At 38.8% G+C, this 12,384-nt stretch carries 11 protein-coding genes; 8 read left to right on the top strand and 3 right to left on the bottom strand.

Annotation, left to right across the window (positions count from 1 at the left end):
- The first annotated feature begins 44 nt into the window (after nt 1-44).
- Nucleotides 45-410 (top strand): rhodanese-like domain-containing protein, encoded by a 366-nt coding sequence (locus tag AB3N04_RS08245; protein ID WP_368505609.1) that lies wholly within the window; start codon nt 45-47, stop codon nt 408-410.
- A gap of 34 nt (nt 411-444) precedes the next feature.
- Here AB3N04_RS08245 and AB3N04_RS08240 read toward each other — a convergent pair whose 3' ends face one another.
- Nucleotides 445-2,073, bottom strand: coding sequence for a PAS domain S-box protein (locus tag AB3N04_RS08240; RefSeq protein WP_368505608.1), 1,629 nt, complete (start codon nt 2,071-2,073; stop codon nt 445-447).
- Nucleotides 2,074-2,534: 461 nt separating this feature from the next.
- On the opposite strand from AB3N04_RS08240, the gene AB3N04_RS08235 reads away from it, so the two are divergent.
- The 3 genes from AB3N04_RS08235 (at nt 2,535) to AB3N04_RS08225 (ending at nt 7,583) form a co-directional block, all read left to right on the top strand.
- Entirely contained in the window at nt 2,535-5,348 is a 2,814-nt protein-coding gene (locus tag AB3N04_RS08235) for a 5'-nucleotidase C-terminal domain-containing protein (protein WP_368505607.1), read from the top strand.
- 105 nt (nt 5,349-5,453) lie between these two features.
- A complete protein-coding gene (locus AB3N04_RS08230) occupies nt 5,454-6,062 on the top strand; it encodes a DUF3298 and DUF4163 domain-containing protein (protein WP_368505606.1) in 609 nt (202 codons plus the stop codon).
- A gap of 108 nt (nt 6,063-6,170) precedes the next feature.
- Entirely contained in the window at nt 6,171-7,583 is a 1,413-nt protein-coding gene (locus AB3N04_RS08225) for an NAD-dependent succinate-semialdehyde dehydrogenase (protein WP_368505605.1), read from the top strand.
- An 82-nt stretch (nt 7,584-7,665) separates the two neighbouring features.
- Here AB3N04_RS08225 and AB3N04_RS08220 read toward each other — a convergent pair whose 3' ends face one another.
- Both AB3N04_RS08220 and AB3N04_RS08215 read right to left on the bottom strand, forming a co-directional pair.
- The gene (locus AB3N04_RS08220; RefSeq protein ID WP_368505604.1) at nt 7,666-8,106 is read right to left on the bottom strand and encodes a Dps family protein; all 441 of its coding nucleotides are present in this window, start codon (nt 8,104-8,106) and stop codon (nt 7,666-7,668) included.
- A gap of 101 nt (nt 8,107-8,207) precedes the next feature.
- A complete protein-coding gene (locus AB3N04_RS08215; protein ID WP_368505603.1) occupies nt 8,208-8,882 on the bottom strand; it encodes a B3/4 domain-containing protein in 675 nt (224 codons plus the stop codon).
- Between the two features lie 74 nt (nt 8,883-8,956).
- Here AB3N04_RS08215 and queG point away from each other — a divergent pair, with 74 nt between their 5' ends.
- From queG to trmL, 4 genes are all read left to right on the top strand, one after another.
- On the top strand, nt 8,957-10,135 hold the full coding sequence (queG, locus tag AB3N04_RS08210) for a tRNA epoxyqueuosine(34) reductase QueG (protein ID WP_368505602.1): 1,179 nt from the start codon (nt 8,957-8,959) through the stop codon (nt 10,133-10,135).
- A 48-nt stretch (nt 10,136-10,183) separates the two neighbouring features.
- Nucleotides 10,184-10,714, top strand: a complete 531-nt coding sequence (locus AB3N04_RS08205; protein ID WP_368505601.1) for a methylated-DNA--[protein]-cysteine S-methyltransferase — start codon at nt 10,184-10,186, stop codon at nt 10,712-10,714.
- A gap of 110 nt (nt 10,715-10,824) precedes the next feature.
- Entirely contained in the window at nt 10,825-11,757 is a 933-nt protein-coding gene (locus AB3N04_RS08200; protein ID WP_368505600.1) for an amidase domain-containing protein, read from the top strand.
- A 144-nt stretch (nt 11,758-11,901) separates the two neighbouring features.
- Nucleotides 11,902-12,375, top strand: coding sequence for a tRNA (uridine(34)/cytosine(34)/5-carboxymethylaminomethyluridine(34)-2'-O)-methyltransferase TrmL (gene trmL, locus AB3N04_RS08195; protein WP_047972837.1), 474 nt, complete (start codon nt 11,902-11,904; stop codon nt 12,373-12,375).
- Nucleotides 12,376-12,384: the final 9 nt, after the last annotated feature.

Below are 12,384 nucleotides of genomic sequence, written 5' to 3'. Positions count from 1 at the left end.
ATGGTACAGTAGATGAACCTGCTGAGAAAATAGGGGGAAGTAAGATGGAATTAGTTATTCAAGGAGTGTTTATTGCTTTTGTTGTTTGGTTTGTCGTGAAGCGTATCTTGCCGGCTCAAGGCGTTAAACAAATTACGACTGATCAATTAAAAGGCGAGTTAAATCGCAAGAGTATACAACTTATTGATGTGAGAACACCGATGGAATATAAAGGTCGTAACATAAAGCAAGCGAAAAATATTCCACTTAACGAAATTAAGCAGCGCCAAAATGAACTCTCTAAAGATAAAGAAGTAATGGTCATTTGCCAAAGCGGGATGAGAAGTAATAAAGCATGTGGTACTTTAAAGAAATTAGGTTATTCACATGTAACCAATGTGAAAGGTGGAATGTCTGCTTGGAGAGGATAAGTAGGCCCTAAAAAGACTAGAGCACATATGTGTTCTAGTCTTTTTTGTTCAGTGGGAATGTTATCGTTACGAGTGTACCTTTGCCAACTTCACTTACATATTTAATCTTACCCCCGTGAGCTTCTACAATTTTAAAGCTAACAGTGAGGCCTAATCCAGTTCCCTTTTCTTTTTCAGAATAGAAAGGTTCACCTAATCGTTTAATTCGTTCTTCACGAATTCCTTGGCCATTATCGTGAATGTTTAATGTGACGGATTCCTTTTGCTTTAAAACTCCGATTGTTATATTAGTAGCCTCAGCTTCAATTGAGTTTTTGATAATGTTTATGAGTAGTTGCTTTAACTGATTTGGTTCACAATCTAAGAGCAGCGGATCCTCTGTTATATTCAAGTCTACAGTGACACCATGTAAGTTCATTTCGGACTCAAGCAACGTTAGTACATCTTTTATTGAATCATTGATATTCTTTTTTGAAAAAGTAATTTCTTGTGGTCTTGATAAGACAAGTAATTCGCTCACAATCGTATTAATTCTCTCTAATTCATCTAACATAATCTTATGAATAAAGTTTTCCTTTTGGCTTTCTGATTGAAACATCTGGACGAACCCTTTTAAAGAGGTGAGAGGATTTCTAATTTCATGAGCAATTCCAGCGGCAAGTTCACCAATAACTGCAAGTTTTTCAGTCGTTTTTAATTTTTCTTCAGTTTCTAAAATTTGAGTAATATCATTAGCATAGCCGATTATTCCTGTAATGTTATCGTCAATAATAATAGGAACTAAAGCAAAATGAACGACTACTTTTTTTTCTTGTTTATGACAAATATGAACTTCATGATCACGTTTTGCTTTCTTTTCTTTCACAACTGCTCTAAATGATTGATAGATTCGTTCTTTATCTTGCTCACAAATATATTGAAAGATCGGCTTGCCAATAGCTTCATGATTTTGATAGTTGGTGAGTGGTTCGAATTTAGGGTTTAGATCGGTAATAGACCCGCATAAATCGACCATAAAGACTAGTTCAGGATTGTATTTAAAAAGCGATTTGTACTTTAACTCACTTTCCTTTAACTGCTGCTCTGCTTGCTTACGTTGTGTTATATCTCTTCCAATTACGACTAACCCTTTTCGTTCATTATTTTGTTTAAATAAAGGGACCTTAATCGTATCGAATGTTTTTTCTGATCCATTCGGTAAAGGGATCACTTCTTCACAACGTGTAACTGTACCAGTTTTCCACGTCTCTTCATCAGATTCCATACAATAATTGAGAGCATCGTAGTAAAAGTCTGTATAATGTGCAAGCTCTGCATCCGTTTTTCCTCGGTAATCGACCCCTTCTAATTGAAAGAGTTTTAATCCAAAATCATTTGATTCGATCCACCGACCTTCTCCGTCTTTGAAGTTTACAAAGTCTACCATTGAATTAATGAGGGTATTAAGTTTCTCTTTTTCATTTTTTATGAGTTCTACTTCTTCTTTTTTACCTAAGGCGTAGTAAATAAATAAGCCAGTTAAAATAACAAAAGTAATCCCTTTGAATTTCTGGATATTAAGGTAGGTGTCTAAATCAAGTTGTAAGACTAAATAGTCGGTTGCAACGATCCAGAGTACACCTAGAATAATATATAGAATCAACATCTTCTTTTTATAGTTCATGTAACAGTCGCCTTCTCTCTTTTCTTAGTAAAGACAAAAAAGCTTTTGTATAGTCTATTTGACCTTAATCATACCGAGATAAGTATTGAAAAACAATACTTTTTAGTTTTCTAAAGAAATCCATATTTTATGAAGAATGTTTCTATCTAACAATAACTATCAATAAAATTATTATTTTTAATTCTAAGATGAAGATGACTTAACAGTATAGATTAATAAATTTAAAATCGATTCTTTCGATCCATTATCTATGCCCTACGTAGTGTAACAGTTTGGTAAATTGACCCTAAAATCTGTAATTGTAAGTTAATTTAGGCTATACCAAATTAACAAAAATGAATGCTAGACTTATAACGAATGGTAAAAAGTGTCGAATAAAGGCATGATTGGAATATCGATTAAGGTTTCAAAGGAGGTTGGGGCATTGCCATTCATATTACAATTTAATGGAGGGTAAATTAATGAGCACATTCAATTCAGTTCATTGGAAAAAGTTGATGGCTGCTGTACTTTGTTTAGTTCTGCTAACCGTTCCTTTTTCGTTTAATCAAATTCAAGCTGAGCAATCTGATGCTAATCTAGTAGATTTACAGATTCTTTATACAAATGATATTCATGCAAGTATTGATGGTTTTGGAAAAGCGGCAGCTTATATAAAAGAACAACGTCAAGATAAGGACTATTCCTTGTATTTAGATGCAGGGGATATCTTTAGTGGGAATCCTGTAGTGGACTTAAATTATGGAAAGCCGATTATTGACATCTTGAATCTTGCAGGTCTTGATGCCATGACGATTGGGAATCATGAATTTGATTATGGACAAGAAGTATTTGCTGAGCGTATGAGTGAGTCTAATTTTCCTTGGCTTGCTGCAAATATGGATGTATTTGATGCTGGCATTCCTATTGAGCAACCTAAACCATATGAGATCTTAGATGTAAACGGAGTAGACGTTGCGGTCTTTACCCTAACTCAAGCACCTCCATCAACAGCTCCTGCGGGGATCGTTGGCATTGAGTTTGATCCTGATTACGCAGCTGTGGCAACGTATTATCAAGAGGAACTTGAAGCCAACGCTGATATTATTGTCGCTTTGACTCATATCGGAAATGCTGATGATCGTCGCCTAGCAGAGGAAGTGGATTACTTCGATGTAATTATTGGTGGGCACAGTCATACTCTCCTTAACTCTCCAGTTGTAGTGAACGGTACACCTATCGTTCAAACGAATGGCAACCTTAATTTTGTTGGGAATTTAACTCTCCAACTTGATACTGAAACAGAAGAAGTCGTTTTAACAGAAGGCTTTCTTCAAAACGTAAGTCAATTAACAAATGTTGATCAAGACGTTCAAGCTATTATTGATGAATACAATGATGAAATGGATGAACTATTAGGTGAAGTCATTGGCCATTCAGATACAGGGTTATCAAGAGATGGTCGTTATGAGCATGATGCTCCTCTTGGGAACTTCTGGACTGATGCTATGAGTGCATATGCAGATACAGATTTTGCGATCACAAACAACGGTGGGATTCGCGATAGTATCTCTGCTGGTGAAATAACAGTTGGTGATATTTATGCGATTGAGCCATTTGCCAATGAAATTATGGTCTATGAAATGACAGGACACGCGATTAAAGATGTGCTAGCATTCTCTTATTCTCGTGGAGACCGTAACCAAATCGACTTGCAAGTCTCTGGTTTAGAATATGAGATTGTCGCAGGTCCAGTTGGAAATCTGTTAGATGTTAAGCTAACAAAAGATGGACAAGCTCTTGATTTGGATGAGCGTTACTCGATTGCTGTTCCTGACTATATTGGAACGGGTGGTTCTGGTTATGAGTTTGAAGGAACGATAACTGATCCTTTAGTGGGTCAAATGACTTCAGCTATGATTGAATACGCAAAAGAACTAACGGCTAATGGAGAAGCAATTAATTATGTACGAGAAGGCCGTATTAAGATTACGATCGACCCAAGTGGTCCGATGCCTGGTGAGGTTATTGGAACAACCGAAAATGGTCTTTTCTCAACGAATAAGAAGCTTGCTGATGTTGGAATGGGAAATCTTTATACAGATGCGATTCGTTATAAGGCAGATGCTGATATTGCCCTACTAAATGGATCATCAGTAAATGGTGAAATTCCAGCGGGTTACATTACAGATAAGCAAATTGAAGCCCTTGATCGTTTTGCTAATGAAGTAGTGGTGGTTGAAGCAACGGGTGCTAAAATGAAGGAAGTCATCCTTTCTCAATCTAGTTACCACCGTGGCGTAGATTTGCAAGTGTCAGGTCTTCACTATCAATTAATTCCAGCTGAAGATGGTTCTAGCATGCAAGATGTTTTATTGTTTAATGAAGATGGGACAGAGCTTGATCTTGATGCAACTTACACGGTTGCTTACAACGATTATATGCATGGTCAAAGTTTTTACCGTTTAAATGAATCGACTCTTTCTCAATCAGAGGGAACCGTTTGGGAAGCAACGGTGGAATACATTAAGAATCAAGAAGAGTCAATTGATTATACAGAAGGTACACGTATTTCTATTGAAGGGGTAGACCTTCCGGATGGAGACCGCTTTGTAACGGTTGCTGAAGCTATTTCGAGTAATACAGGGATAGCTACTGTACGTGGTTATATTGTAGGTTCAATTAATTCTAGTCAAGTGGTGTTAGGAGACGGTACACACGCTCCTTCTAATCTACTATTAGCAGATGACCCAAATGAGACTGATCGAGCGAAGATGTTACCTGTACAATTACCGAGTGGGAACACGGTTCGAACAGGATTAAACTTAGTTTCTCATCCTGGTCATGTAGGCAAATATGTGTCGATTACAGGTTCTCTTGAAACTTATTTCAGTACACCAGGTATGAGAGATCCTTCTGCTTTCACTTTTGAAGAAGATACAGTAGAGGAGCCTGGGGATGAAGAAGAGCAACCAGGAGATTCTTTATCTGTTCTTGATGCCCTAAGTCAAGCTGAAGGAGAAGTCAAAGTAACAGGCTATGTGGTAGGGAATGCTCGTTCTAAAAACCATGTTGCCCTAGCTCCGAGCTTCTATGATGATCTAAGTGTATTAATTGCAGATGATCCGAACGAAACAAATACTCAAAACATGATGATCATTCAACTCGCTCCACAAGATCGTAAGGCATTTGGGCTCGTATCAAATCCTTCCCTCCACGGTGAGCAAGTAACAGTAGAGGGTGAACGTGATCAGTTTAAAGGCTTTGAAGCCGTTAAACATCCAGCGTTTAATTAATTTCTAATTAGAGAACATTGCCGTGCGCAATGTTCTTTTTGCGTTTGACCTGAAGCTAATGAGTGATGCATAGACATTAAATATAAGAAAAGGGAGGGGAATCATGTGAATATATCGATATTGCCTGTGGATATTGTTACCCGCCATTTGATCAAGCCAAGGTTAGATGTATATTATCCGCAACTTGTAGGCTTAGTGGATCATAAGGTTGAACGAAAACTAAATGAACGAATTTATCAGCAAGTTGAAACGATGATTAAAAAGCAGGGCTTTTATGAAAATCCTGAAACCGAAATTACAGGAGGATACGAAATTAAAACCAATGAGCGCAACATTGTGAGCTTAACAAATAGTCACTATTCTTATTCTGGTGGTGCTCATGGACTTACTATTTTACGTTCACTAACCATGAATGTTCAAACTGGGAAGGTCTATCGCTTAAAGGAGCTGTTTAACCGAGGTGCACCCTATGTAGAGCGAGTGAATAATATCATTCGGGAACAAATTAAAAAGCGTGATCTTCCCCTCTTATCACCCTTTCAAGGTATCGCGCCGAATCAATATTTTTATCTAGCTGATAAAGCATTAGTTATTTATTTTCAATTGTATGATCTCGTACCTTACGCATTTGGGATTCCTTATTTTGTGATTTCAGTCTATGAGATTCAAGATATTATCGATGAAGACGGTCCATTAGGGCAAATGATCTATTAAGAATCTTCCCCTCTTTTTAAGCTGTCGGTTTAAAGCGTTTTGTGAAAAGGAACAGAAAGAGTATATGTCGAATACTAACTTGGTGAAGAAAAAAGAGGGGATGATTTTATGAAAATGTTAATTGATGGTTCGTTGGTTGGGGAGGATCTAGACGTAATTGAGGTCACGAATCCTGCCACTGGCGATCAAGTAGGTACGGCCCCAAATGGAGGGGAGAAGGAAGCGAAAGACGCAGTGGATGCTGCACATAAAGCTTTTAAAACGTGGTCGAAGAAAACAGCAAACGAACGAAGTAAAGTGCTTATGAATTGGTTCCGTAAAATTGAAGAGGCAGCGGAAGAGCTAGCTGAGATCATGACAAAAGAACAAGGAAAGCCTTTGAAAGAAGCTAGAGGTGAAATTAGCTATGCTAACTCATTTATTGAATGGTATGCAGAGGAAGGAAAGCGAATCTACGGTGAAACGATTCCTGCTTCAGCAGAGAATAAACGAATCTTTGTTCAACGCCAAGCAGTAGGAGTGGTTGCAGCTATTACGCCTTGGAATTTTCCCGCAGCCATGATTACAAGAAAAGTAGCTCCAGCTCTTGCTGCAGGCTGTACGGTTGTTGTGAAACCAGCTGAACAAACTCCTTTAACGGCACTTCGTTTAGGAGAATTGGCTGTAGCAGCTGGAGTACCAGAGGGTGTTATTAATATTGTCACCGGCGATGCAAAAAAGATTGCTGGTGTATGGCAAGAGGATTCTCGTGTACGTAAATTAACGTTCACAGGGTCCACTGAAGTAGGAAAGATTCTAATGGAAGGTGCTTCTAAGACAATGAAGAAGATCTCATTGGAATTGGGAGGTCAAGCACCATTCATCGTCATGGATGATGCGAACCTCGATTCTGCTGTTTCTCATTTCGTTGCTTCGAAGTATCGCAATGCGGGGCAAACATGCGTATGTGCTAATCGAATTTATGTACATGAAGATGTTGTTGATCAGTTTGTGGAAAAAGCGAAGGAAGCTGTTTCTGAACTTAAAGTCGGTAATGGGCTTGAAGAAGGTGTCGATCTTGGTCCGTTGATTGATGAAGGTGCTGTGCAAAAGGTACGTGAGCACATTAAAGATGCCAAAGAAAAAGGAGCAGAAGTTGTGTTTGGAGGAGAAGAGGCAGAGGGTCAATTCTTTGGTCCAACTGTATTACGTGGAGTCACTGAAGAGATGAAATGTATGAGGGAAGAGACATTTGGTCCTCTTGCTCCCATTTCGACTTTTAAAACAGAAGAGGACGTTATCCAACGGGCGAACGGCACTCCATTTGGATTAGCGACTTATTTGTTCACACGAGATATTGGAAAGGCTGTGCGCTTAAGTGAAGAGCTGGAATTCGGTATTGTTGGGATTAATGACGGCTTACCATCTGTTCCACAAGCGCCATTTGGGGGCTTTAAAGAGAGTGGATTAGGACGTGAGGGTGGTCATCATGGGATGGATGAATTCTTAGAGGTGAAATACATTTCACTTGCTTTTGAATAAGAGAAAAGGGTGCTCAGATGAAGAGCACCCTTTTTGTTGAAGAAAGAAACGAGTTTGAGGCATCCCTCAAACTCGTTAGATCTTATTTTAAGAATGAACGTAACATCCAGTTGTGTTTTTCAAGTGATTGGTGAATCGCAAGTAACATATCAGCTGTTGTTTCATCTCCAAGAGAATCAGCAGCATCCATACCTTCTTTTAATTCATCAATTAACGTAGTGAAATCTTGAGATAAATCGCTGACCATTTCTTCAGCTGAAAGACCAGACTTTGCTTCTTCAATAGAAGATATCTCTAAAAACTCTTTCATTGTCGCAACTGGGTGACCTTTAAGAGCTAATAATCTCTCTGCTAACTCATCAATATACGTAGAAGACTCGTTGTAGAGCTCCTCAAATTTTGTGTGTAATGTAAAGAATTGTGGACCTTTTACATACCAGTGATAATTATGTAGTTTTACAAAAAGAACACTCCAGTTGGCAATTTGTTTGTTTAGAATGACTGAAACTTTATCTTGACTCATAATGTAACATCGTCCTCTCTTTGTAATAGTCTCTTTATACATACCCATAATACCGTGCTACTAAACATAAGAACAAGAATTTTTTCCAATGTTTAGGAATTTCACGAATGGATCACAGATTCTTGCAGGACTTCTCCGCCGTGAACTTGAGTAAACATTGAAGCTACTGCTTGAACAAGTTGTTCAGCTTCTGCAACCTCCATTGAAGGCTTTAAATAGATCAGTTGTATAGCTGAAGTGGTAAGCTCTGACACACTTGTTCTTTTAGAGTCGACAATCGGGCTACCAAAAGGACCGAGTTGATCTATCGTAATCAATTTTCCTTTCATATCATTGTATCGACCATTCACACCCTCGTAGCCATCACCTTCTTGACCGAGTTTTACAGAAAGGTCCCCCTTCAACTTAGTTCGATCATAAATGCCAAACGGTACTTGATATTGAAGGGAAAAGAAAGTGTTAAGGTCAACAGCTGATTGAAGGGAAGACAGGAAATTGCCTTTTTTTATTCGACGTAAAAGAGCTTCATGAGAAGGACGATATTTAGAAGGATCGATCTTTAATGTCTTGAAAGCCTCTCTCCACTCTTTGACTCCGTGAAATTCAGTTAGTTCTTTCTCATCTAAATCCATTTGTAATGTTTCTTGAAAAAATTGTAAACGCCCTTTTAACATTTGAGGTGAATCACTAATCGCGATAGAATGGTATGATATAAGGCCAAGCTTAAACGTAGGGATCACGGAAGTTATGCTTGGATCAATTTGAACTGTTAACATAGGACTACCTCCACCAATAGTTTTGTACGTATTGTAGCATAAAGGTGGAATTGGTAGAAGAAAGGTGATGGGGCATGATACTCGCCCAATTAAAAGAAGAACTAATTGCATATAGTAAGACTATCGGAGTTGATAAAATCGGTTTCACGACCGCCGATCCTTTTTTGACTTTAAAAGACCGGCTTCTTACTCAACAAGAACTAGGCTATCAATCTGGTTTTGAAGAGCCTGATATAGAAAAACGGGTATACCCTAATCGAAATTTAGAGGAGGCTAGGACGATTATTTCGATTGCACTAGCTTATCCTTCAAAGATGAAAGGTGCTCCCAAAAATACGAAAGAGGAGCGTAGAGGCATATTTTGTCGGGCTTCTTGGGGTCAAGATTATCATGATGTATTGCGAGATCGCTTAAAAAAGATTGAGCAATTTTTACAAGATAAGATTCCGGATGCAAAAACAATATCGATGGTTGATACAGGTGCACTTTCTGATCGAGAAGTTGCTAGTAGAGCAGGTATTGGGTGGAGTGGGAAAAATTGTGCCATTATCACACCTGAGTTTGGCAGCTATGTATACTTAGGTGAGGTCGTTACTACAATTCCCTTTGAAGCTGATATACCGCTAACGGATCAATGTGGCACATGTAATAAATGTGTCGAGGCTTGCCCGACTGATGCACTCGTTCAAGGGGGGCAATTAAACTCTCAAGCTTGTATCGCTTATTTAACACAAACAAAGGGATTTCTTCCTGAACAATATAGAGAAAAACTGGGGAACCGTTTGTATGGATGTGATACATGTCAGCAGGTGTGTCCTGAAAATAAGGGGAAAGACTTTCATCACCACCCTGAAATGGAAGCTGACCCAGAGATAGCAAAACCCCTTCTTAAGCCGCTTCTAACGATTAGTAATCGTGAGTTTAAAGAGAAGTTTGGTCACGTCTCGGGCTCTTGGAGAGGAAAAAAACCAATTCAACGAAATGCGATCATTGCATTAGCACATTTTAAAGATGTATCAGCATTGCCGATTTTGGCAGATCTTTTGAAAAATGACCCTCGTCCAGTCATTCGTGGAACGGCTGCATGGGCAATTGGAAAGATTAGTCGAAACAGCGCGAATAGATGTAAGGAAGAGGAAAATAGGCTTGTATTAGCGAAAGAGCGCGAAAAAGACGATGAAGTGCTCTGTGAAATCGAAAAAGCGCTAAATATGCTTGAAAATGAAAATCGAATGATTGGTAAAAATACCTAATTATAAGGTAAGATGATGAAAACTGGACAGTTGGAAGGAAGGGCTAACATGGCAACGCAATCAAGGCTTTTTGTTAATGAAATGGATAGTCCACTTGGTACGCTTACAATCGTTGCAACAAACCGTGGCGTTTGTCATATTCACTTCGGTGAGCTTAATACGTGTACGGCAGCTCTTAAGGCTAGGTTACGAAAGCAAGGTATCACAGGCGAATTTGTTCAATGTGAAGATACTTTGAAAACAGTGTGTGAACAATTACAGGATTATTTTAATGGGGACAGAGTAGATTTTGATGTTCCTCTTGATCTTGCTGGCACTCCTTTTCAACAGAAGGTTTGGGGTGCTTTAAAAGAGATCCAATATGGTGAAACACGTTCTTATAAACAAGTAGCTGAATTAATTGGAGCGCCGAAAGCGGTTCGTGCTATTGGTGGAGCCAATAATCAGAACCCCGTACCGATTATCGTTCCTTGCCACCGTGTGATTGGCAGTAACGGTGCAATGGTCGGCTATGGTGGAGGATTAGATAAAAAAGAATTGTTACTAAGTCTCGAGGGAGCAATCGAGAAAATTTCTTAATAGATAAAATAAAGCCTCTTTATTAAGGGGCTTTTTGTTTTGGAGTGGAATGAAGTACAAGGGTTGCATCATAAAATGAAGCAGGTAAGAAGTGTGGGCGAGGTGAGCAGATGGAGAAACGCTTGGTTCAACCGATCCATGAGTTGATTGAGAGAAAAAACGAGAGATATGTCCAGCTTACACATTTTAATGAGGAGCGAGACCAAGACCAAACTTCAATCATTGAAAGCGATGAAGATTATGGCAGGTGGGTCCGTGGACATGATTCACTAAAAAAGCGTGGAGGCGAGATCATTCGTTCTAAAGCTGCGGGAACGATTTTACGTAAACAACAAATCGGCGATAAAGAAATCGTTGATTATGTGGTGAAATATGAGCAATTTATCAAGATTAAAAAGAAAATCCATTCAACTGAAATGGTTGAAGAGCGTCGTGCCATTTTCGAAAAAGAAGTTTTGAAAGAGGATAAGGAGAGGATAGTTAAAAAACAAACTAAGGAGGAGAAAGTAGAGTCTTCACCATTGACGTTTTTAGATACTAGAGAGCTAACAGGGCATCGATCTAACTATAATCGACTAGAGGCAGTAAAATACGCCGAGCGTTGGTGGAATGATTATAATCCAGCATATAAGAAGTTCAAGGATAACTGTACCAATTATATCTCTCAATGCCTTAGAGCTGGAGGTGCCCCAATGACTGGAGGGGGGAATCGGGCAAGTGGATGGTGGCTGCAAAAGAATAATTGGAGCTACAGTTGGTCAGTGGCGCATTCTTTTCGCTGGTATTTAAGCGGAGCCAAAACGGGCTTAAAAGGAGTAGAGCGGGAACGTGCTCGTGACCTCGTAGTTGGAGATGTGATTTGTTATGATTTTAATGGGGACGGCAGATGGCAGCATACTACCATTGTGGTGGCTAAAGATGGTAACGGGGAACCATTAGTAAATGCGCAAACAACGAATAGTCGAATGCGTTACTGGGCTTATGAGGATTCAACAGCATGGACGCCTAACATCAAATATAAATTTTTTCATATTGTAGTGTAGTTGAATAAGTCGAACCGTCTGTCTTCTGACAGGCGGTTTGTTGTTTGATCATAGAGACGTAAGTGGTATACTATTAGTTATGTAAAAATGGTTAATTGAAAGTCGTTAACTGAAAATGAAAATGTAGAAATAGAGGTGTGCCATTTGGGTTTACATATTGTTCTTTACCAGCCTGAGATTCCAGCAAACACCGGAAACATCGCTAGAACTTGCGCAGGTACAAATACTTCCTTACATTTAATTCGACCACTTGGATTTTCAACAGATGATAAAATGCTCAAACGAGCTGGATGTGACTACTGGCCAAGTGTTGATATTCATTATTATGATTCACTTGAAGAGTTATTTGAGACATATAAGGACGGCGAATTTTATTTTATAGAAACGGTCGGCACAAAGAATTTTAGTGAATTTGATTATTCAAATGATAAGAAAGATCATTTCTTTGTATTTGGTCGTGAGACGACAGGCATTCCTCAAGACATTATTGACCGTAATCTTGAGCGTTGCTTCCGGATTCCTCAGACTGACAAAGTACGTTCGTTAAATGTCTCAAACACAGCTGCAATTGTTATCTATGAAGCGATTCGTCAACAAGGCTTTAAAGGATTATCGTAAAACGAAAAT

Origin of the sequence: Alkalihalophilus sp. As8PL (assembly GCF_040939795.1) — a bacterium.
Taxonomy (GTDB): Bacteria; Bacillota; Bacilli; order Bacillales; family Bacillaceae_D; genus Alkalihalophilus; species Alkalihalophilus lindianensis.
Note: the sequence above shows the minus strand (reverse complement) of the source record. Positions and strands in the feature narration are given on the sequence as shown.

Coding starts and splice junctions, on each gene's coding strand:
- queG (WP_368505602.1), top strand. CDS start 8,957: ATGATACTCGCCCAATTAAAAGAAGAACTAATTGCATATAGTAAGACT.
- AB3N04_RS08240 (WP_368505608.1), bottom strand. CDS start 2,073: ATGAACTATAAAAAGAAGATGTTGATTCTATATATTATTCTAGGTGTA.
- AB3N04_RS08225 (WP_368505605.1), top strand. CDS start 6,171: ATGAAAATGTTAATTGATGGTTCGTTGGTTGGGGAGGATCTAGACGTA.
- AB3N04_RS08235 (WP_368505607.1), top strand. CDS start 2,535: ATGAGCACATTCAATTCAGTTCATTGGAAAAAGTTGATGGCTGCTGTA.
- AB3N04_RS08245 (WP_368505609.1), top strand. CDS start 45: ATGGAATTAGTTATTCAAGGAGTGTTTATTGCTTTTGTTGTTTGGTTT.
- AB3N04_RS08215 (WP_368505603.1), bottom strand. CDS start 8,882: ATGTTAACAGTTCAAATTGATCCAAGCATAACTTCCGTGATCCCTACG.
- AB3N04_RS08205 (WP_368505601.1), top strand. CDS start 10,184: ATGGCAACGCAATCAAGGCTTTTTGTTAATGAAATGGATAGTCCACTT.
- AB3N04_RS08200 (WP_368505600.1), top strand. CDS start 10,825: ATGGAGAAACGCTTGGTTCAACCGATCCATGAGTTGATTGAGAGAAAA.
- AB3N04_RS08220 (WP_368505604.1), bottom strand. CDS start 8,106: ATGAGTCAAGATAAAGTTTCAGTCATTCTAAACAAACAAATTGCCAAC.